Origin of the sequence: Burkholderia sp. Bp9140 (assembly GCF_003853425.1) — a bacterium.
Classification (GTDB): Bacteria; Pseudomonadota; Gammaproteobacteria; order Burkholderiales; family Burkholderiaceae; genus Burkholderia.
This window is the reverse complement of sequence record NZ_QTPQ01000030.1, coordinates 56,468-77,611: the sequence shown is the minus strand read 5'-3', so window position 1 is coordinate 77,611 and position 21,144 is coordinate 56,468. Positions and strand designations below refer to the sequence as shown.

At 67.2% G+C, this 21,144-nt stretch carries 19 protein-coding genes; 14 read left to right on the top strand and 5 right to left on the bottom strand.

Annotated features, from left to right (window positions below; all coding sequences use genetic code 11):
• Positions 1-114 precede the first annotated feature (114 nt).
• Complete coding sequence (locus DIE21_RS24235; protein ID WP_124500088.1) at positions 115-393, bottom strand: hypothetical protein; 279 nt, start codon at positions 391-393, stop codon at positions 115-117.
• A gap of 258 nt (positions 394-651) precedes the next feature.
• Between DIE21_RS24235 and ompR the strand changes: the two genes are divergently transcribed.
• From ompR to DIE21_RS24210, 4 genes are all read left to right on the top strand, one after another.
• Positions 652-1,386, top strand: a complete 735-nt coding sequence (gene ompR, locus DIE21_RS24225) for a two-component system response regulator OmpR (RefSeq protein ID WP_006478565.1) — start codon at positions 652-654, stop codon at positions 1,384-1,386.
• Positions 1,387-1,426: 40 nt separating this feature from the next.
• On the top strand, positions 1,427-2,788 hold the full coding sequence (locus DIE21_RS24220) for an ATP-binding protein (RefSeq protein WP_124500086.1): 1,362 nt from the start codon (positions 1,427-1,429) through the stop codon (positions 2,786-2,788).
• Positions 2,789-2,977: 189 nt separating this feature from the next.
• The gene (locus DIE21_RS24215) at positions 2,978-3,526 is read left to right on the top strand and encodes a peroxiredoxin (protein WP_124500085.1); all 549 of its coding nucleotides are present in this window, start codon (positions 2,978-2,980) and stop codon (positions 3,524-3,526) included.
• A gap of 76 nt (positions 3,527-3,602) precedes the next feature.
• A complete protein-coding gene (locus DIE21_RS24210; RefSeq protein WP_006752031.1) occupies positions 3,603-4,130 on the top strand; it encodes a carboxymuconolactone decarboxylase family protein in 528 nt (175 codons plus the stop codon).
• A gap of 158 nt (positions 4,131-4,288) precedes the next feature.
• Here DIE21_RS24210 and ispF read toward each other — a convergent pair whose 3' ends face one another.
• Together ispF and ispD are read right to left on the bottom strand one after the other, a co-directional pair.
• Entirely contained in the window at positions 4,289-4,774 is a 486-nt protein-coding gene (gene ispF, locus DIE21_RS24205; protein WP_124500084.1) for a 2-C-methyl-D-erythritol 2,4-cyclodiphosphate synthase, read from the bottom strand.
• Positions 4,775-4,803: 29 nt separating this feature from the next.
• Positions 4,804-5,514, bottom strand: a complete 711-nt coding sequence (gene ispD / locus DIE21_RS24200; RefSeq protein WP_124500083.1) for a 2-C-methyl-D-erythritol 4-phosphate cytidylyltransferase — start codon at positions 5,512-5,514, stop codon at positions 4,804-4,806.
• 108 nt (positions 5,515-5,622) lie between these two features.
• Here ispD and mfd point away from each other — a divergent pair, with 108 nt between their 5' ends.
• From mfd to DIE21_RS24180, 4 genes are all read left to right on the top strand, one after another.
• Positions 5,623-9,093, top strand: coding sequence for a transcription-repair coupling factor (mfd, locus tag DIE21_RS24195; RefSeq protein WP_124500082.1), 3,471 nt, complete (start codon positions 5,623-5,625; stop codon positions 9,091-9,093).
• A 96-nt stretch (positions 9,094-9,189) separates the two neighbouring features.
• Positions 9,190-10,410 (top strand): acetylornithine deacetylase, encoded by a 1,221-nt coding sequence (gene argE / locus DIE21_RS24190; RefSeq protein ID WP_124500081.1) that lies wholly within the window; start codon positions 9,190-9,192, stop codon positions 10,408-10,410.
• A 61-nt stretch (positions 10,411-10,471) separates the two neighbouring features.
• On the top strand, positions 10,472-11,491 hold the full coding sequence (locus tag DIE21_RS24185; RefSeq protein WP_124500080.1) for a threonine/serine dehydratase: 1,020 nt from the start codon (positions 10,472-10,474) through the stop codon (positions 11,489-11,491).
• Between the two features lie 175 nt (positions 11,492-11,666).
• Positions 11,667-12,095, top strand: coding sequence for a DUF3574 domain-containing protein (locus DIE21_RS24180; protein ID WP_124500079.1), 429 nt, complete (start codon positions 11,667-11,669; stop codon positions 12,093-12,095).
• A gap of 87 nt (positions 12,096-12,182) precedes the next feature.
• Here the strand turns inward: DIE21_RS24180 and DIE21_RS24175 are convergent, their stop codons facing one another.
• Positions 12,183-14,702: a penicillin-binding protein 1A gene (locus tag DIE21_RS24175; protein WP_124500078.1), complete on the bottom strand. Its 2,520-nt coding sequence runs from the start codon at positions 14,700-14,702 to the stop codon at positions 12,183-12,185.
• Between the two features lie 439 nt (positions 14,703-15,141).
• Here DIE21_RS24175 and DIE21_RS24170 point away from each other — a divergent pair, with 439 nt between their 5' ends.
• From DIE21_RS24170 to DIE21_RS24155, 4 genes are all read left to right on the top strand, one after another.
• On the top strand, positions 15,142-15,822 hold the full coding sequence (locus tag DIE21_RS24170) for a PspA/IM30 family protein (RefSeq protein WP_124500077.1): 681 nt from the start codon (positions 15,142-15,144) through the stop codon (positions 15,820-15,822).
• Between the two features lie 78 nt (positions 15,823-15,900).
• Positions 15,901-17,097 (top strand): tetratricopeptide repeat protein, encoded by a 1,197-nt coding sequence (locus DIE21_RS24165; protein ID WP_124500076.1) that lies wholly within the window; start codon positions 15,901-15,903, stop codon positions 17,095-17,097.
• 234 nt (positions 17,098-17,331) lie between these two features.
• On the top strand, positions 17,332-17,763 hold the full coding sequence (mscL, locus tag DIE21_RS24160) for a large conductance mechanosensitive channel protein MscL (protein WP_034207569.1): 432 nt from the start codon (positions 17,332-17,334) through the stop codon (positions 17,761-17,763).
• A 343-nt stretch (positions 17,764-18,106) separates the two neighbouring features.
• Positions 18,107-18,553 carry a hypothetical protein gene (locus DIE21_RS24155; RefSeq protein WP_027784713.1) on the top strand — a complete coding sequence of 149 codons (447 nt, stop codon included), beginning with the start codon at positions 18,107-18,109 and terminating at the stop codon, positions 18,551-18,553.
• Positions 18,554-18,630: 77 nt separating this feature from the next.
• On the opposite strand, the gene DIE21_RS24150 is transcribed toward DIE21_RS24155, so the two are convergent.
• Positions 18,631-19,524: an NAD(P)-dependent oxidoreductase gene (locus tag DIE21_RS24150; RefSeq protein WP_124500075.1), complete on the bottom strand. Its 894-nt coding sequence runs from the start codon at positions 19,522-19,524 to the stop codon at positions 18,631-18,633.
• 134 nt (positions 19,525-19,658) lie between these two features.
• On the opposite strand from DIE21_RS24150, the gene DIE21_RS24145 reads away from it, so the two are divergent.
• Both DIE21_RS24145 and DIE21_RS24140 read left to right on the top strand, forming a co-directional pair.
• A complete protein-coding gene (locus DIE21_RS24145; protein ID WP_059503232.1) occupies positions 19,659-19,868 on the top strand; it encodes a dodecin in 210 nt (69 codons plus the stop codon).
• Between the two features lie 222 nt (positions 19,869-20,090).
• Positions 20,091-21,020 carry a LysR substrate-binding domain-containing protein gene (locus DIE21_RS24140; protein ID WP_006402708.1) on the top strand — a complete coding sequence of 310 codons (930 nt, stop codon included), beginning with the start codon at positions 20,091-20,093 and terminating at the stop codon, positions 21,018-21,020.
• Positions 21,021-21,144 lie beyond the last annotated feature (124 nt).

The window sequence follows — 21,144 nt, the reverse complement described above, 5'->3', positions numbered from 1 at the left end:
GCGGATGCCGGTTCAACGGCAATCGGCAGGCAAAAGTTGACCGAAAGTTGACGGAAAAAGTGCTACGAATCTTTTCCGCGCGGCGTGTTCCGCGCAGTGCGAACACGGCACACGTCAGCGCTTGTACAGCTCGCGGACGGCGTCCTCGATGTGCTGGCGCAACAGGTGGCGCTCCTCGGGCGTCATGTGCCCGTCGCGGCGGTGCTGTTCGAGATCGGGAGGCACGGCGGAACGGACCGCCATGTCGGCGGCGCGGTCGGACTGCGGCGCTTTACCGCGCTGCAGCTTGCGCGACGAGGCGCCCTGCTCGGGGCGCTGCGCATACGCGAAGTTCGACGCATATGGACCGGCAAGTGCGATCGTCAGCATCAGTGCAATCCGGGCAGATCGCATGACCGTCCTCGCTTCTCTGGTCGATTTGTTCCCTTCGTCACGCGGCAACCGGTTACCTCTGGTACTTGAAAAACCCTGCGGAATTCGGGTGTACAAAGATGAAAGATGGAGTGCAGGGGAGTATCTACCGAATTTCGGCTTCGAGTAAAGGAATCTCTATAGCCTGCCTTTACTCCGCGCGACACTACGAGTAAATTTTGTAACGGACTGTAACGCGCGAAAATACGCGACCGTGCGTGATTTCCCATTCGCGATAAGATGCCGATCATGGAAACGAAAAACCCCTCCAAGATTCTCGTCGTCGACGACGACCCGCGCCTGCGCGATCTGCTGCGCCGCTATCTCGGCGAGCAGGGTTTCAACGTCTACGTCGCGGAGAACGCGACCGCGATGAACAAGCTCTGGGTGCGCGAGCGCTTCGACCTGCTCGTGCTCGACCTGATGCTGCCGGGCGAAGACGGCCTGTCGATCTGCCGCCGCCTGCGCGGCAGCAACGACCGCACGCCGATCATCATGCTCACCGCGAAGGGCGAGGATGTCGATCGCATCGTCGGCCTCGAGATGGGCGCCGACGACTACCTGCCGAAACCGTTCAACCCGCGCGAGCTCGTCGCGCGCATTCACGCGGTCCTGCGCCGCCAGGCGCCGGCCGAACTGCCGGGCGCGCCGTCGGAAACCACCGAGGTGTTCGAGTTCGGCGAGTTCTCGCTGAACCTCGCGACGCGCACGCTGACGAAGTCGGGCCAGGAAATTCCGCTGACGACCGGCGAATTCTCGGTGCTGAAGGTGTTCGCGCGTCATCCGCGCCAGCCGCTGTCGCGCGAGAAGCTGATGGAGCTCGCGCGCGGTCGTGAATACGAAGTGTTCGACCGCAGCCTCGACGTGCAGATCTCGCGTCTGCGCAAGCTGATCGAACCGGATCCGGGCAGCCCGCGCTTCATCCAGACCGTCTGGGGCCTCGGCTACGTGTTCATTCCGGACGGCGCTGCCTGATCTTTTTCCTTTCCGGTTTCGCCCGTCCACGGCCCGCCCCATGCGTATCGACCGGCGCCTCCTGCAGCTCGCGTTCGGCGGGCTGTTCTGGCGCACCTTCCTGCTGATCGCGCTGCTGATCTCGGTCAGTCTCGCCGCGTGGTTCCAGAGCTTTCGCGTGATCGAGCGCGAGCCGCGCGCGCAACGCGTCGCGCTCCAGCTCGTCGCGGTCGTGAAGCTCACGCGCACCGCCCTGCTCTATTCCGATCCCGATTTGCGGCGCGCGCTGCTGCAGGATCTCGAGAGCAACGAGGGCGTGCGCGTCTACCCGCGCGAGAAAACCGACAAATTCAAGCTGCAGCCCGACGAATCGCTGAACCGCCTGATCGAACATGACATCCGCAGCCGTCTCGGCGACGATACCGTGATCGCGCAGTCGGTCAACGACATCCCCGGCGTGTGGATCAGCTTCAAGATCGACGACGACGATTACTGGGTCGCGCTCGACCGCGACCAGCTCGACAACGTCACCGGCCTGCAGTGGGCTGGCTGGGGCCTGTTCGCGCTCGCGCTGTCGCTGTTCGGCTCGGCGTTCATCACGAGCCTCGTGAACCGGCCGTTCACGCGGCTCGCGCTCGCCGCGCGCCAGGTCGGTTCCGGCCAGGCGCCCGACCCGCTGCCCGAGCGCGGGATGGGCGTCGCGGCCGATACCAACCGCAGCTTCAACCAGATGGTGCGCGACCTCGAACAGCTCGAGGCCGATCGCGCGCTGATGCTCGCGGGCATCTCGCACGACCTGCGCACGCCGCTCGCGCGGCTGCGGCTCGAGACCGAGATGAGCCCGTCGGACCAGGCGACCAAGGATGCGATGGTTGACGACATCGAGCAGATGGACCGCATCATCGCGGCCTTCATCGATTACGCGCGCCCGTCGCAACGCAAGCCGGAGCCGGTCGACCTGTCGTCGATCGCACAGGAAGTCGCCGCGCGCGTGTCCGGCGAGGACGGCGTCGAGATCCGCACGCGGCTCGCGCCGAGCGCCGTGATCGAAGCCGACGAAACCGACATGCGCCGCGTGATCGGCAACCTCGTCGAGAACGCGCGCAAATACGGCCAGAGCCGCCAGGACGGCGTATCGCGCATCACGCTCGAGACGCGCGTGACGCACGCGCGCGTCGAACTGTCGGTGAGCGACGAGGGTCCCGGCATCCCCGAGGACCAGCTGCCGCTCGTGATGCGCCCGTTCTACCGCGTCGACACGGCGCGCACCAAGGCGGACGGCACGGGGCTCGGCATGGCGATCGTGCTGCGCCTCGTCGGCCGCTATCGCGGCGCGCTGCGCCTGCGTAACCGCAACCCCGAAGCAGGCCTCGAAGTCACGCTCGAATTCCCTGGCGCCGGCAAGGCGCGTGCGGCGGCGTGACGCGTTCGTGCACGCTTCTTGCGCATCACACTATCGGTCCGGTTGAAAAAAACTATGAGGATCGTTAGTTAAAATCTATTGAAGCGCCTTGTTAATAGTGTTATAGTCGTCGGCATGCTGTCACATCAGCGTTGCAGCACCGAGGTAGCTTGACTCAGTCTTCTTCCCAACTCACACAGGAGTATCCGCATGAAAACCGTGGGCGATAAACTCGAAGCATTCACCGTCGTAGCCGCGAAGCCGGGCTTCAACAATCACGAGGAAAACGGCCAGTCGGCGTTCGAGACCGTCACCGAAGCATCGTTCCCGGGCAAGTGGAAGATCATCTACTTCTATCCGAAGGATTTCACGTTCGTGTGCCCGACGGAAATCGTCGAGTTCGCGAAGCTGACGGGGCAGTTCGAAGAGCGTGACGCCATCCTGCTCGGCGGCAGCTCGGACAACGAATTCGTGAAGCTCGCATGGCGCCGTGAGCACAAGGACCTGAACAAGCTGAACCACTACTCGTTCGGCGACGTCAAGGGCGAGCTGATCGACCAGCTCGGCGTGCGCGACAAGGAAGCCGGCGTGGCCCTGCGCGCGACGTTCATCGTCGATCCGGACAACACGATCCAGCACGTTTCGGTGAACAACCTGAACGTCGGCCGCAGCCCGGAAGAAGTCCTGCGTATTCTGGACGGCCTGCAAACGGACGAACTGTGCCCGTGCAACCGTGCAGTCGGCGGCGCAACGCTGTAAGCGCATCGATGCACGAAGCCCGCGGCGCACGTCCTGCCTGCGGGCTTTTTTAACGGCCAACCCATAGGAGATATCAATGGAATTCATCGATTCGATTAAGGCGCGTATCCCCGACTACGCGAAGGACATTCGCCTGAACCTCGACGGCACGATCTCGCGCTCGTCGCTCGAAGGCAACGATGCGGTTGGCGTCGCGCTGGCGGCGGCGGTCGCGGCGAAAAGCACCGTGCTCGTGAAGACGATCCGCGAAGCCGGCGTGCTGTCGCCCGAAGAGACGAATGCCGTGCTGACGGCGGCCGCGCTGATGGGGATGAACAACACCTGGTATCCGTATGTCGAGATGGCCGACGACGCCGACCTGAAGACGCAGCGCGCCGAGCTGCGGATGGGCGCGTACGCGTCGCACGGCGGCGTCGACAAGCGCCGCTTCGAGATGTACGCGCTCGCCGCGTCGATCGTCGGCAAGTGCCACTTCTGCGTGAAGTCGCACTATGCGCTGCTGAAGAACGAGCAAGGGATGACGACGACGCAGTTGCGCGACGTCGGCCGCATCGCGTCGGTGATCAACGCCGCCGCGCAGGTGATCGCCGCCGAAGGCGAATAAGCGGTCGCGCAAGCCGCAGCACGGTGCGGCGGCCATGCGCGCCGAACCGGGCCGCAAAATGAAAATGCCACGCAAGCGCGTGGCATTTTTCATTCCGGCGGCACAACCTGCGCGCCGCTTCGGACCGGCGTCAACCCGGCACCAGCGGCATCAGGCGCTCACGCGCCCAGCTTCACCAGCAGAGCGGCGGCCTGCGCCTCGATGCCCTCGCCGCGGCCGAGGTAGCCGAGCTTCTCGTTGGTCTTCGCCTTCACGTTCACGCGCTCGAGCGGCAGCCCGAGGTCGGCCGCGATGTTCGCGCGCATCCCGTCGATATGCGGCGCGAGCTTCGGCGCCTGCGCGATCACGGTGCTGTCGACGTTCTGGATCGTGAAGCCGGCCGCCTTCACGCGGGCGACGCACTCGCGCAGCAGCACGCGGCTGTCCGCACCCTTGAACGCCGCGTCGGTGTCGGAGAAATGGCGGCCGATGTCGCCGAGCGCCGCCGCGCCGAACAGCGCGTCGGTGATCGCGTGCAGCAGCACGTCCGCGTCCGAGTGGCCGAGCAGGCCGCGCTCGTACGGAATCGTCACGCCGCCGATGATGAGGGGGCGCCCCGGGACGAGCTGGTGCACGTCGTAGCCTTGTCCGATTCTGAAGTCCATGCGTAATCCGGTTTGAGATGAGGTGAAAGTCAGGAAGCGTGCGCGGGGCGCGCGAGAATTGCTTCCGCGAGCGCGAAATCTTCCGGGTACGTGACCTTGAAGTTGCGCAGGCTGCCCTGCACGACGCGCGGCGTGTGGCCGGCCCATTCGATCGCGCTGGCCTCGTCGGTCAGGTCGTGCCCTTCGCGCTGCGCGCGCAGGATCGCGTCGCGCAGCATGCCGATGCGGAACATCTGCGGCGTCTGCGCCTGCCACAGCGCGTCGCGCGACTCGGTGCGCGCGATCGCGTCGCCGCCGGCCGGCACGCGCTTGAGCGTATCGGCCACCGGCAGCGCGACGATGCCGCCGACCGGGTCGTCCTTCAGCGTCGCGACCAGCGTGCGGATCAGCGCCGGCGTGATGCCGGGGCGCGCGGCGTCGTGCACGAGCACCCAGTCCTGGTCGGTCGCACCGAATTCGGCCAGCTCCAGCAGCCCGTTCAGCACCGACGCCTGCCGCGAGCCGCCGCCGCAGCGGCGCACCGCGAAGCGCAGGCCCGCGAAGCGGCGCGCGTCGAAGTGCGTGTCGTCGGGCGCGAGGACGACGAGCGTCTGCGCGAATTCGCTGCACGCATCGAACGCGGCGAGCGTGTAATGCAGGAGCGCGCGGCCGGCCAGCGTGCGGTATTGCTTCGGCACGGCCGAACCGGAGCGGCTGCCCGTGCCGGCGCAAGGAATCAGGGCGAAAAGTCGGGGAGTCACGAAAGGGAAACGCCGGAAAGATGAAATCGAGAAGCGGATTTTATAATAGGTCTTTCGTCTCGACCGGCGCACCGCGCCGCGCCCGTGCCCGCCACCCCTGCCGTCCCTATGCCAGACAACGCTTCCACCCCGTTCGCCTCGCCCGTCGCCCGCGTCAAACCGGGCCAGCGGTTCGCCTTCGACGGCGCGCACGGCTCCGCCGACGCACTCGCCATCGCCCGCTATCTCGCCGACAACCGCGGCGCCGTCCCGCTCCTTGCGGTGATCTGCGCGAACGCGGTCGACGCGCAGCGGCTGTCGCACGAACTCCGCTACTTCTCGCCCGATGCGCGCGTGCGCCTGCTGCCGGACTGGGAAACGCTGCCGTACGACACGTTCTCGCCGCACCAGGATCTCGTCTCCGAGCGCCTCGCGACGCTGCACGACCTCGGCGAGGGCCGCTGCGACATCCTGCTGGTGCCCGCGACCACCGCGCTGTACCGGATGCCGCCCGCGTCGTTCATGGCCGCGTACACCTTCGCGTTCGCGCAGGGCGAGCGGCTCGACGAGGCGAAGCTGAAGGCGCAGCTCACGCTGGCCGGCTACGAGCACGTGAGCCAGGTGGTGCGGCCCGGCGAATACTGCGTGCGCGGCTCGCTGATCGACCTGTACCCGATGGGCTCGCCGCTGCCGTACCGGATCGACCTGTTCGACGACCAGGTCGACTCGATCCGCGCGTTCGATCCCGATACGCAGCGCAGCCTCTACCCGGTGCGCGACGTGCGTCTCCTGCCCGGCCGCGAGTTTCCGTTCGACGAAGCCGCGCGCACGGCCTTCCGCAGCCGCTGGCGCGAGACCTTCGAAGGCGACCCGAGCCGCGCGCCGATCTACAAGGACATCGGCAACGGCGTGCCGTCGGCCGGCATCGAGTATTACCTGCCGCTGTTCTTCGACGAGACGGCCACGCTGTTCCACTACCTGCCGCAGGACGCGCACCTCGTGTTCGCCGGCGATCTCGACACATCGATCCGCCGCTTCACGGCCGATACGAAGCAGCGCCATGCGTTCCTCGCGCACGACCGTGAGCGGCCGATCCTCGAGCCGCAGCGCCTGTTCCTGTCCGACGAGGATTTCTTCGCGTTCGCGAAGCCGTTCGCACGCGTCGTGCTGCCCGCCCAGCCGGCCGGCGGCTGGGCCACGGGCCTGCCCGAACTCACGGTCGATCGCCATGCCGACGATCCGCTCGCCGCGCTGCGCACGTTCGTCGAATCGTCGGGCAAGCGCGTGCTGCTGACGGTCGAATCGGCCGGCCGCCGCGAAACGATCCTGCAGCTGCTCGCCGAGCATCACCTGCGCCCCGCGTCGAACGACCACTTCGCGGGCTGGCTCGAAAGCGAAGCGCCGTTCGCACTCGGCGTCGCGCCGCTCGCGAGCGGCTTCGCGGTGCCGGGCGAAGGCTACGCGATCGTCACCGAGACCGAGCTGTACGGCGCGCTCGGCCGCCGCGCGGGGCGCCGCCGCCAGGAACAGGCGAGCAACGTCGACGCGATGGTGCGCGACCTGTCCGAGCTGAAGGTCGGCGATCCGATCGTCCACGCGCAGCACGGCATCGGCCGCTACATGGGTCTCGTGTCGATGGATCTCGGCGAAGGCGAGACCGAATTCCTGCATCTCGAATACGCGGGCGACAGCAAGCTCTACGTGCCCGTCGCGCAATTGCACGTGATCTCGCGCTATAGCGGCGCCGACCCCGACAGCGCCCCGCTGCACGCGCTCGGCTCGGGCCAGTGGGAGCGCGCGAAGCGCAAGGCCGCGCAGCAGATCCGCGACACGGCCGCCGAGCTGCTGAACCTGTATGCGCGCCGCGCGGCCCGCGAAGGCCATGCGTTCTCGCTCGACCCGCGCGACTACGTGAAGTTCGCGGAGAGCTTCGGCTTCGAGGAAACGCCCGACCAGGCCGCGGCGATCGCGGCCGTGATCGGCGACATGACGAGCGGCAAGCCGATGGACCGCCTCGTGTGCGGCGACGTCGGCTTCGGCAAGACCGAGGTCGCGCTGCGCGCCGCGTTCATCGCGGTGCTGGGCGGCAAGCAGGTCGCGCTGCTGTCGCCGACCACGCTGCTCGCCGAGCAGCACACGCAAACCTTCGCCGACCGCTTCGCGGACTGGCCGGTGCGCATCGTCGAGCTGTCGCGCTTCAAGACCGCGAAGGAAGTGAACGCGGCGATCGCGCAGATCAACGAAGGCAGCGTCGACATCGTGATCGGCACGCACAAGCTGCTGTCGTCGGACGTGCAGTTCAAGCGCCTCGGCCTGGTGATCATCGACGAGGAACACCGCTTCGGCGTGCGCCAGAAGGAAGCGCTGAAGGCGCTGCGCGCGGAAGTCGACGTGCTGACGCTCACCGCAACGCCGATCCCGCGCACGCTCGGGATGGCGCTCGAGGGGCTGCGCGACTTCTCGGTCATTGCAACCGCGCCGCAGAAGCGGCTCGCGATCAAGACCTTCGTGCGCCGCGAGGAGGAAAGCGTGATGCGCGAGGCGATGCTGCGCGAGCTGAAGCGCGGCGGCCAGGTGTACTTCCTGCACAACGAGGTCGAGACGATCGAGAACCGCAAGGCGATGCTCGAGGAACTCGTGCCCGAAGCGCGCATCGTGATCGCGCACGGCCAGATGCACGAGCGCGAACTCGAACGCGTGATGCGCGATTTCGTCGCGCAGCGCGCGAACGTGCTGCTGTGCACGACCATCATCGAGACCGGCATCGACGTGCCGAGCGCGAACACGATCATCATGCACCGCGCGGACAAGTTCGGCCTCGCGCAGCTTCACCAGCTGCGCGGCCGCGTCGGCCGTTCGCACCACCAGGCGTATGCCTACCTGCTGGTCCACGATCCGCAGTCGCTGACCAAGCAGGCGCAGCGCCGGCTCGAGGCGATCCAGCAGATGGAGGAACTCGGCTCGGGCTTCTATCTCGCGATGCACGATCTCGAGATCCGCGGCACCGGCGAGGTGCTCGGCGACAAGCAGTCGGGCGAGATCCACGAGATCGGCTTCCAGCTGTACACCGACATGCTGAACGACGCGGTGAAGGCGCTGAAGAACGGCAAGGAGCCCGACCTCACCGCCCCGCTCGCCGCGACGACGGAAATCAACCTGCATGCGCCCGCGATCCTGCCGGCCGACTACTGCGCGGACGTGCAGGAGCGCCTGTCGCTGTACAAGCGTCTCGCGAACTGCGAGCACGGCGACGCGATCGACGGCATCCACGAAGAGCTGATCGACCGCTTCGGCAAGCTGCCGCCGCAGGCGCACGCGCTCGTCGAGACGCACCGGCTGCGGCTGGCCGCGAAACCGCTCGGCATCGTCAAGATCGATGCGAGCGAGGCCGCGATCGGGCTGCAATTCGAGCCGAACCCGCCGATCGATCCGATGCGCATCATCGAGATGGTGCAGAAGCATCGGCACATCAAGCTCGCGGGCCAGGACAAGCTGCGCATCGAGACGCGCTCGCCCGACCTCGCGATCCGCGTGTCGACAATCAAGGAAACGCTGCGTGCGCTCGCGCCGCGCGCCGACGCGGCGAGCGCCGCACGCTGACGGCAGGGCCGCGATGCTGCACCGCATCGCGGCCGGAGAAGGCGGGCGGACGCGTTTTTGAGTATGATTTTCCCATTCATCAGACGGAGTTTTGCCATGTCCACTCTCGACGCGACGGCGCCGTCCGCCGCCGACCAAGGCGACGCTTCGCTCGTCAGCCTGCCCTGGATCAAGCAGCTGGTGTCGATGGACACGACAAGCCGCGTGCCGAACCTCGGCCTGATCGAAACGGTGTGCGACGCGCTTGCCGCGAAGGGCATCGCGTCGACGATCACGCACGATCCGCGCGAAGGCTGGGCCAACCTGTTCGCGACCGTGCCCGCGCACGACGGCTCGACGAACGGCGGCATCGTGCTGTCGGGGCACACCGACGTCGTGCCGGTCGACGGCCAGCAGTGGGACAGCAACCCGTTCGCGCCGGAAATCCGCGACGGCCGGCTTTACGGCCGCGGCACCTGCGACATGAAGGGCTTCATCGGCACCGCGCTCGCGCTGCTGCCCGAGATGCAGGCGGCCAGGCTCGCGAAGCCGATCCATTTCGCGCTGTCCTACGACGAGGAAATCGGCTGCGCGGGCGCGCCGCTGATGATCGCCGACCTCGTCAAGCGCGGCGTGCAGCCGTCCGGCTGCATCGTCGGCGAGCCGACCAGCATGCGGCCGATCATCGCGCACAAGGGCATCAACGCGTACCGCTGCTGCGTGCGCGGCCACGCGGCGCACTCGTCGCTGACCCCGAAGGGCCTGAACGCGATCGAATACGCGGCGCGCCTCATCTGCCACATCCGCGACATCGCCGAGCGCTTCCGCGCCGAAGGCCCGTTCGACGCGCTGTATGACGTACCGTTCACGACCGCGCAGACGAGCACGATCCAGGGCGGCAACGCGATCAACACGGTGCCGGCCGAATGCCGGTTCGACTTCGAGTTCCGCAACCTGCCGACGCTCGATCCCGAGCAGATCTTCACGCGCATCGAAGCGTATGCGCAGGAAACGCTGCTGCCGCAGATGCGTCGCGAACATCCGAACGCGGCGATCGAGTTCTCGAAGATCGCCGCGGCGCCCGGCCTCGACGCAACCGAACAGGCGGCGATCACGCAGCTCGTGCGCGCGCTGACGGCCGACCAGGACAAGCGCAAGGTCGCATACGGCACCGAAGCCGGCCTGTTCGAACGCGCGGGCATCCCGAGCATCGTCTGCGGGCCCGGCAACATCGAACAGGCGCACAAGCCGAACGAGTATGTCGAGCTCGCGCAGCTCGCCGGCTGCGAGCAGTTCCTGCGCAAGTTCATCCGCAGCATGTCGGTCGACGCACACTGACTGCCCCGCCACGCCGGCCTGCGTGTGCGGGCCGGCCCCCACCCCCGCCACCCGCCACGTCATGTCGACTGAACAACAGGGCACTGCCCATACGACGATCGACGGCGAGCCGATTCCGACGCTCGACGAAATCGCCGCGCAGCATTTCGCGTTGTCGCCGTGGGTCGCGCGCACCCCTGTGTTCGAGCGCGCCGACCTGCCGTCCCTCGAGGGCACGCACGTCAACTTCAAGTTCGAGCTGCTGCAGGCGAGCGGCAGCTTCAAGGCGCGCGGCGCGTTCACGCACCTGCTGGCGCTCGATGAAGCGCGCAAGAACGCCGGCGTCACCTGTGTGTCGGCCGGCAATCATGCGGCGGCCGTCGCGTATGCGGCGATGCGGCTCGGCAGCAGCGCGAAGGTCGTGATGTTCCATACCGCGAGCCCCGCGCGCATCGCGCAGTGCAAGCAGTACCGCGCGGAAGTCGTGCTCGCCGGCAGCGCGTCGCAGGCGTTCGACCTCGTGCGGCGGATCGAGGCCGAGGAAGGCCGCTTCTTCATCCATCCGTTCAACGGCTATCACACGATTCTCGGCACCGCGACGCTCGGCTACGAATGGGCGACGCAGACGCCCGATCTCGACGCGGTGATCGTGCCGATCGGCGGCGGCGGGCTCGCGGCCGGCATGGCGACCGCGCTGCGGCTCGCGAACCCGCGTGTGCGCGTGTACGGCGTCGAGCCGGAAGGCGCCGACGCGATGAGCCGCAGCTTCGCGGCCAATCACACGATCAAGATGAGCGCGATGCAGACGATCGCCGATTCGCTGATGGCGCCGCACACCGAGGAATACAGCTACCAGCTGTGCCGGCGCCACCTCGAGCGCATCGTCACGGTGTCCGACGACGCGCTGCGCGCGGCGATGCTGTTCCTGTTCTCGCACCTGAAGCTGTCGGTCGAACCGGCCTGCGCGGCGCCGCTCGCGGCGCTGCTCGGCCCGCTGCGCGAAACGCTGCAGGGCAAGCGGGTCGGCGTGCTGCTGTCCGGCACGAACACCGACCCCGCCACGCTCGGCATGCATCTCGCGCACGCGACACTGCATCACTGAATCCACGCAGGATACTCAGGGTTATCCCCAGTTTATGTTGACAGCCCTGTTGATAACCCGCCGGACAAACACGCAAGTGGTTGAGCGCGCAGCGTTTTATGTGTGCGAAGGGCGCCGGACGCGAAATAGGCAGATGCCGCCGCCGAGCGCACGTACCGCGACGTGGCGGCGTCGCATGCGGCACGTGATCGGCGCCGCCGCCATCGCCCTGCTCGCCGGTTGCGCGGCACCGCCCTCGCCCGTCATCGACGCTTCTGCGGCCTGCACACAGCCGGACGCACACCGGATGCTGCAGGCCGACCTGCTGTTCGGGCGTGATATCGCCGGACGCGGCCCCGTCACGAATGCGGAACGCTCGGCCTTCCTCGCCGACGTCGTCACGCCGCGCTTCCCGGACGGCTTCACCTACTGGGACACCCACGGCCAATGGCGCGACCGCGCCACCGGCCGGATCATCCGCGAAGCGAGCTTCGTGGTCCGTATCGTCGCCGACGATACCGCCGACACGCACGCGCGGCTCGCCGCGATCCGGCATGCGTACCGTGAGCGCTTCCGGCAGGACTCGGTCGGCATCACCCTCGTGCCGGCCTGCGCGTCGTTCTGATTCGCGCTGCGCGGCCCACGCGCGACGACACGCAAAAAGAACGGGCGCCCGAAGGCGCCCGTCGCATGCGAAACATCCGCGTATCGCTTACTTGTTCTCGAACATGTCCATGATCTGCCGCTTCTCCTGCTGCGTGACGGGCGGCGGTGCGAGCCCCTCCGAGCCGGCCGAGCCGAGTGCATCGTTCGCGCTGATCGCATTCGCGGCCGGGTTGATGTCCACGCTTCCGACGAAGCCGTTGCCCGGCGTGCGATCGGCATAGTACAGCTCGCCGTCGACCGTCGTCAGGCCGTCCGGCATCGGCATCTGCTGCTCGGGCACGCCGTTCAGCGCGGTGCGCATGTAGTTCACCCAGATCGGCAGCGCGAGTTGCGCGCCGAATTCGCGGCTGCCGAGGCTCTTCGGCTGGTCGAAGCCCATCCACGCGACCGCGACGAGCGACTGCTGGTAGCCGGCGAACCAGCCGTCCTTCGCGTCGTTCGTCGTACCCGTCTTGCCCTGCAGGTCGCCGCGGCCGAGCGCGTTGGTGCCCGCGCCCGTGCCGGCCGTCGCGACCGTGTGCAGCAGGCTGTTCATCACGTACGCGTTGCGGCCTTCGATCGTGCGCGGCGCCGTGCCGCCGGCCACCACCGGCTGCGACTTCTGCAGCGGCTGGCCGCGCGCGTCGTCGACTTCGGCGATCAGGTACGGATCGACCTTGTAGCCGCCGTTCGCGAACACCGCATAGCCGGTCGCGAGCTGCAGCGGGGTCACGAGCCCCGCACCGAGCGCCATCGGCAGGTACGGCGGTGTCTTCGCCGGATCAAAGCCGAAGCGCTGCGTCACATACTGCTGCGCATACTGGGTGCCGATCGACGCGAGGATCCGGATCGACACGAGGTTCTTCGAACGCTGCAGGCCGGTACGCATCGACATCGGGCCGTCCGGCTGGTCGTCGTCCTTCGGCTCCCACGCGGTGCCGCCCGGCACGCTCGGCGGGAAGTACAGCGGCGCATCGTTGATGATCGTCGCCGGCCCGAGCCCCTTGTCGAGCGACGCGGAATAGATGAACGGCTTGAACGACGAACCCGGCTGGCGCCACGCCTGCGTCACGTGGTTGAACTTGCTCTTGTTGAAGTCGAAACCGCCGACGAGCGAGCGGATCGCGCCGTCCTGCGGCGCGATCGCGACGAGCGCGCCTTCGACCTGCGGCAGCTGCACGACCTGCCAGCCCGTCTTGCCGTCCCTCAGCACGCGCACGATCGAGCCGGGCTTGACGCGCAGCGTCGCATTCGCGCGCGGGCTCAGCGCGGCCGACACGAAGCGCAGCCCGGCCGGGCCGATCGTCGTCGTCGCGCCGCCGACGAACTGCACCTCGACCGCGTTCGGCGAAGCCGACAGCACCACCGCCGACTGCAGGTCGCCGTTGTCCGGGTGATCGGCGAGCGCGTCGTCGATCGCCTCGTCGCGTTCGTCGCCGGCCGCCGGCAGGTTGATCGAGCCTTCCGGCCCGCGATAGCCGTGGCGGCGCTCGTAATCGAGAATGCCGCGGCGCACCGCCTGGTATGCCGCTTCCTGGTCGGCCGAGTTGATCGTCGTCGTGACGGTCAGCCCGCGCGTATAGGTTTCGTCCTTGTACTGCTGGTACATCATCTGCCGCACCATCTCGGCGACGTACTCGCCGTGCACCGCGTACTGGTTGCCCGGCGTGCGCACGCGGATCTCCTCCTTCACCGCCTGGTCGTACTGCGGCTGCGTGATGTAGCCGATCTCGAGCATGCGCTTCAGGATGTATTCCTGACGGACCTTCGCGCGCTTCGGATTGACGACCGGGTTGTACGCGGACGGCGCCTTCGGCAGCCCCGCGAGCATCGCGGCTTCCGCGAGCGTGATGTCCTTCAGGTCCTTGCCGAAATACACGCGCGCAGCGGCGGCAAAGCCGTACGAGCGCTGGCCCAGGTAGATCTGGTTCATGTACAGCTCGAGAATCTGGTCCTTCGTCAGCGCCTTCTCGATCTTGTACGCGAGCAGCATCTCGTAGATCTTGCGCGTGTAGGTCTTCTCGCTCGACAGGAAGAAGTTGCGCGCGACCTGCATCGTGATCGTGCTCGCGCCCTGGCGCGCGCCGCCGTGCATCAGATCCGCGACGCCCGCGCGCAGGATGCCGAGAAAATCGACGCCGCCGTGTTCGTAGAAGCGGTAGTCCTCGATCGCGAGCACCGCCTTCTTCATCACGTCGGGAATGTCCTGGAAGCGCACGAGGCTGCGGCGCTCCTCGCCGAACTCGCCGATCAGCACGTGATCGGCGCTGAACACGCGCAGCGGCACCTTCGGCTGGTAGTTGGTCAGCGCGTCGAGCGACGGCAGTTGCGGTGCCATCACGACGAGTGCGTAGCCGACGATCAGCGCGCCGACGATCGCGAGCGTCGCGAACAGCCCGACGAACCACAGCGCGACGCGCGAGCCGAACGAGCGGCGGCCGTCGCCCCCGCCTGCGCTGCGCTGCGCGCGGCGGTCGTCGCCGCGGTCGTCATCATCGGGGTAATAGGCTCCCGACGGCGAACGGCGCAACGTGTAGTGGGGTTCGTTCCGGTCGGAAGGAGAAGACGGTCGTTTGATGATTGGCATGTCGGAATGGCGGGCGGCGTGGCGCCCTCGGACGCATGCGGAAATGCAAGCGGATGAATCAGAGTGTGTGCATCGTGGCAACTGTCACGTCGACAGACCCCGCCGCGCGGCGATCCGTTCCCGCGACGTGACAGCGCATTTTAATGAAATCGACCGATCGGCTTCGCGATTTTTTGTAAAAATTCCCGCACAAGCGTGAATTGCGGAACGTATTGGCGGCATGCTCCGCCTATCATGGACTCGCAGCCCGGTGCGTGCCGCCGCATGGCTTTCAAACACGAAAGGTTCGAATGCTGGACGCGCGTGACGCTTGAACTCCGGCACTTAAGCCGTATTTAAGGGGCCGGCGGTGTAATATCCGCCGGCTCACGCGGGTCGGAACCGATTCGCGACGGGCACTGCCGCGCTCACGCGGCGCCTTTCAACCACGGAGGATTTCATGTCGCTTTTCGACTCTGTTTCGCGCACGATCAAGGGCCTGCTGAACGATGCGGCCGACTCGGTACAGGATCCGTCGCGCGACGCACGGCAGATCGTGCGGGAGCTCGACGACAGCATCGGCCGTGCCGAGAATTCGCTGATCGAGATCGAGGCACAAGTCGCGACCCAGCGCAGCAAGCGCGATGCGGCCGACGACAAGGTGAAGAAGTACGAGGACGGCGCGAAGCGCGCGCTGCAGACCGGCGACGAAGCGCTCGCACGCGAGGCGCTCGCCGCACAGTCGAACGCGGAAGCCGAGCGCGACGCGCTCGCGGCCGAGCTGACGACGCTCGAACCGTCGGTCGACAAGCTGAAGGGGCAGATCGCCGACATGCGCCAGCGCCGCAACGACCTGAACGCACGCTCGAACATCCTGCAGGCGAAGCAGGAAATTGCGCAGGCGAAGGACGTCGCGGCAAGCGCGCTGGGCGGCATCGGCGGCAAGAACCTGTCCGAGGATTTCCAGAAGCTCGAGGACAAGGTCGCGCTGCAGAACGCACGCTCGGACGCACGCCTGAATTCGGCCGACACGTCGAGCGGCAAGGCGCTCGACGACAAGCTCGCCGCGCTGAACAAGGGCCCGTCGGTCGAGGACCGCCTCGCCGCGCTGAAGAAGCAGCTCGACACGCCCGCGCAGTAACGGCAACCGCGCCGCGGCCCGCCGGGCCCGCGGCGCGCACCGATCGTCAGGAGACGGGCGCTCGCGCCCGGTTCGACCATGAAGAAATCTCTCGCCGCACTCGGCTTCTCGCTGATGCTGCTGTCGTCCGCGGCATTTGCGGTCCCGTCGCTGCAGCAAGTCGAGCAGTCGATCGCACAACGCGACTGGCAGCGCGCCGACACGCAGCTGTCGCAAGTCATCGCTGCCCATCCGAACAACGCGCATGCGCACTACCTGTACGCACAGGTGCTGGACCGCGAAGGCCGCGCGTCCGACGCGCTCGCGCAACTGCAACAGGCGAAGTCGCTCGATCCGCAACTGCGCTTCACCGACGCGTCGCGCTTCGCGCAGACCGAATCGCGCATTCGCGCGGACGCCGCGCGCGTCAGCGGCAACGCACCGTCGGTCACGCAGAGCGGTTCGTTGCAGTCGTCGCTCGCACCGGCCGCGCCGGTCGCGCCGGTCGCGAAACACGGTCCGTCGACCGGCATGTGGATCGGCATCGGGCTGATCGTCGCGATCATTGCACTGGTGCTGCGCTGGACGCTGCGGCGCGCTCGCTCGGCCGACGACAGCCGCGCCGACGACGAACGCCGCACGCAGTTGAAGCGCGCGACCGACGTGCTGAACGACATCCGTCCGCTGAAACTCGACGCGAAGCTGTCGACGGCGCCCGGCGCCACCGCGCTCACCGGCGAGCTCGAAGGCATCGAGACCGACGCGCGCGCGCTCGTCGAAGCGCTGTCGAACGGCAAGAATCCGGTGCCGCCCTATCGCATCGATGAACTCGAACAGCGGCATGCGAGCGTGAAGGCGCGCGTCGAAGGCCGTCCCGACCCGGGCGCGCGACCCGCTGCGCCGGCGAACGGCAGCGGCTCCGCGTATGCGCAGGAAGCCGATCGCGTGACCGGCATGCAAGGCCAGCCGTATCAGCAGCAACCGTACCCGCAGCAGCCGTACCCGCCGCAACCGTATCCGCAACAGCAGCCGCCCGTCGTGGTCCAGCAAGGCGGCGGTTTCGGCGGCGGAATGGGCGGGCTGCTGACCGGCGTGCTGCTCGGCGAAGCGATGTCCGGCGGCCGCGAGCGCGTGGTCGAACGCGACGTGATCGTCGACGACCAGCGCCGGCGGCAGGAGAACAACGATCCGGGCTTCGACTTCGGTCGTGGCGACAATTCGAACTGGAGCGACGGCAACGGCGGCGGTGTCGATCTCGGCAGCAACGACGACGGCTGGACCGACGACAACACCTGAGCATTCGCACGCGGGCGTCGACACTTCGCGCGACGCCCGCCCTTCACGCCGCGCCCGCTTTCATTTCCACTCGCGCCGGCAGCCGGATTTGTCAATCATTTCAAGATGGGCTACCGGCAATGGGGTACGTTCGCTATCATGCGGCCATCGGCGTGCCTCCGACCCCCTCCGACGTTTCGCAGCCCCGCGCGTCGCGGCACGCCTCCCCTCGCCCCAATCAGGAGAAAGCCGCTCATGAGCATAATCAAGGAATTCAAGGAGTTCGCCGTCAAAGGCAACGTGATGGATCTCGCCGTCGGCGTGATCATCGGTGGCGCATTCTCGAAGATCGTCGACTCGGTCGTGAAAGACCTCATCATGCCGGTCATCGGCGTGCTGACCGGTGGTCTGGATTTCTCGAACAAGTTCGTTCTGCTCGGCACCATCCCCCCGTCGTTCAAGGGTAATCCCGATTCGTTCAAGGACCTGCAGGCTGCAGGCGTCGCCGCATTCGGCTACGGCTCGTTCATCACCGTGGCGATCAACTTCGTGATCCTCGCGTTCATCATTTTCCTGATGGTGAAATTCATCAACAAGCTGCGCAAGCCGGAAGAGGCCGCGCCGGCCGCGACGCCGGAAGACACCGTGCTGCTGCGCGAGATCCGCGATTCGCTCAAGCAGCGCTGAGCACCGCGCCACGCCGCGTCTGCCGGGCCCGCCAAGTGCGGGCTTTTTTTCATGGGCACGCATCGTGCACGCATCGCGCGATGCCTATCTCACTTTTTTGTGACGCGCGAATGCACGCGCGGGAAAAGCAGGTCTATGATGGAGACTAAACGACAGTACGGGCGCCAAGACGCTGGCTGTGTCGATCATCGTGGCAAGCGGGTCGACGGGAGACATTGATCGTCGTACCGCACGAGTGCAGCATTTTCGTGTGCTATAAAGGATCGACATGCGGCGTACATAGCCGGGAGTGGGTCGCATGAAAGTGCCGCATTTCTTGCAATTGTTTTTGAGGCGAGTGTTTATGTCCTTCCCGAAAAAACGTCGACGTGCGCAACAGGATGGCCAGGAGTCCTTCCTCGCGGTATTGCGCCATTCGAAACCGTTCGCGCAGCTCGACACCAAGATTGCCCGCGCCCGTGCGCAGGACGAACCTGTCCTCTACGCGCATGTGCTGCCCGGCCTCGACGTGCTCCTGTGCAGCGTGCGCGGCGCACAGCCGCCCTATCCGGCCATCGCCGAACTGCGCAAGCGCTGCATCGAATCGATCGCCAACGCGCTCGAACAACCGCTCGACGGCCTCGAGAACGGCGGATACTGGTACGAGGCGAACGGCTTCGGCTTCCTCGTGTTCGCGAGTCGTGCCCGCGCGCGCATCCTGCCCGAATTTGGTGCAGGCACGAAGGCGAGCCTGCGCGGCGGGCTCGGGCGCCAGAACGCCGGCGACACGACACCGCGCTCACTCGGCTGAACCGACACCGACACGATGGGCCGCCTCCGGGCGGCCCATCGGCCATTCAGGCTTCCCGCTTCACCGCCGCTGCGCGATCACCGTGCCGCCCCGCGCCCGTTGCCGGGCCGGACGATGTCGATGAACGCGGCGAAATCGGCACCGGCGAGCCCCTGCGCGGCGCCCAGCCGCAGCACCTGCTGCACCGTGGCCGATACGGGCATCACGGCGCCCGTGTCGCGCGCTGCGTCGGCGATCGCATCGACGTCCTTCTGGAACGTGCTCAGCGCACCGATCGGCGGATGGCCGCCTGACGTCATGCGCGGCACGAAGGTCTGCAGCAGCACCGAATCGGCCCACCCGCCCGCCAGCGCGTCGGCCAGACGCGCGGCGTCGATGCCGCTCGCCTGTGCCAGGCCGACGGCTTCCGCGATCGCGGTCACCGTCGCGGTGACGATCGCCTGGTTGCACAGCTTCGCGGTCTGGCCCGCGCCTGCGGCGCCCATGTGCGTGATGCGCGACGCGTAGGTGTCGATCAGCGGCCGCACCGTGTCGAGGTCGGCCGCGCCGCCGCCCGCCATCACCGCGAGCGTGCCGGCCTGCGCGCCAGGCACGCCGCCCGACACCGGCGCGTCGATCCAGCCCACGCCGAGCGCGGCCGCGCGCGCCGCGTAGTCGCGCGTCGCGGCAGGCGCAATGCTCGAATGATCGACGATGCGCTTCAAGCGGCGCGCATGCGCATCGCCGGCAAGGAGCCCGTGCTCGCCGAACGCGACGTCGCCGACCGCGCGGCCGTCGAGCACGCACACGAACACCGTGTCGACGCGCTCGGCCAGCTCACGCGGCGTGTCGACCACCTGCGCGCCGTCTTTTTCAAGCGCCTCGGCCTTGCCGCGCGTCCGGTTCCATACGCTGACCCGATGGCCCGCCGCCAGCAAATGCCGAATCATCGGCGCGCCCATCAATCCCGGTCCGCAAAATCCGACTTCCACGATGTTCCTCGTCTCCAGTTGGGGTTGCACTTGCCGCCCATCATACCTATCACTCAAGAAGCCGGACACGCGCGGCGCCGCTTCGGGCCCGCCGCTTGCCCGGCCGCACACACCGACATCCCAGGGAGCGCATCATGAGCGACCACGTCTACAAGCTGATCGAACTGACCGGCTCGTCGCAGCAATCGTGCGACGACGCCATCCGCAACGCGATCTCGAAAGCCGGCAAGACGCTGCATAACCTGCACTGGTTCCAGGTGACCGAAACGCGCGGCCACATCGAAGGCGACCAGGTCATCCACTGGCAGGTCACGCTGAAAGTCGGCATGCGCATCGACGACTGACGCGCCGCGCGCGCCACGCGCGGCGCCCCGGCCACCGGACGCGTGCAATGCGCGTCCGCGCGGCGCCGCGCACACCTGCATTCCGCTCCGTTCGGACCCTTGTCGAGGCCCGGCCGGCGGACGTCTGCGGGTATCCATCTCTTGACGCTGACTTTGGTTCATATTAAAAACCATATACCCCACCCGCCCCTCGATCAGCCTGGACATATAAACGGAGATATCATGAGTCAGCAACGCGAGGCGATCGACACGTACCTCTTGCGCGTCTTGCACACCTTGTTGATGGAGCGCAGCGTCACGCGCGCGGCCGTCAAACTGAACCAGTCGCAACCGGCGATCAGCGCCGCGCTGCGGCGCCTGCGCGACATCACCGGCGACCCGCTGCTCGTGCGCGGCAAGTCCGGCATGGTCCCGACCGAATACGGGCTGCGCCTGCTCGAGCCGGTGCAGAACGCGCTGCGCGAAATCGAGCGCATCAAGTTCCAGCAGCACAATTTCGACCCGGCCACGTCGATCCGCTGCTACCGGATCGGCTGCCCCGACTACCTGAACGTGCTGTTCGTGCCGACCGTCGTCGAACGCTTCCGTCAGGCCGCACCGAATGCGACGCTCGAATTCCACTCGCTCGGCCCCGCGTTCGACTACGAGCTCGCGCTGGAAGACGGCAAGCTCGACATCGTCGTCGGCAACTGGCCCGAGCCGCCCGAGCAGCTGCACCTGTCGAACCTGTTCGTCGACGAAATCGTCTGCCTGATGAGCAACACGCATCCGTTCGCGAAGCGCGGCGGGCTCACGCTCGATCAGTACCTGAACGCGCCGCATCTCGCGCCGACGCCGTACTCGGTCGGCCAGCGCGGCGCGATCGACGTGCACCTCGCGCGCGAGCGGCTCAAGCGCCACGTGGTCGTCACGCTGCCATACTTCAACCTCGCACCGTACGTGCTGGTGAAGTCCGACCTGATCTTCACGACGACGCGCCTGTTCGCCGATCATTACGCGAAGTTCCTGCCGCTGTCGGTCGTGCCGGCACCGCTCGACTTCCCGCCGATGCAGTACTACCAGCTGTGGCACGAGCGCTGCCACTACTCCGACGAAGTGCGCTGGCTGCGCGGCCTCGTCGCCGAAGCGACCCGCACGCTGATCGAGCCGTAATCGCGCACGACGCGCGCGCCGGCCATGCCGTTGCGGTGCGGCCTGGCGCGGCGTATGGCGGGTGGTGTATGGCGGGTGCGGCCACCGCCGCGCGCCCGATCCGCGGCGCGCGGCGCGACCCGCC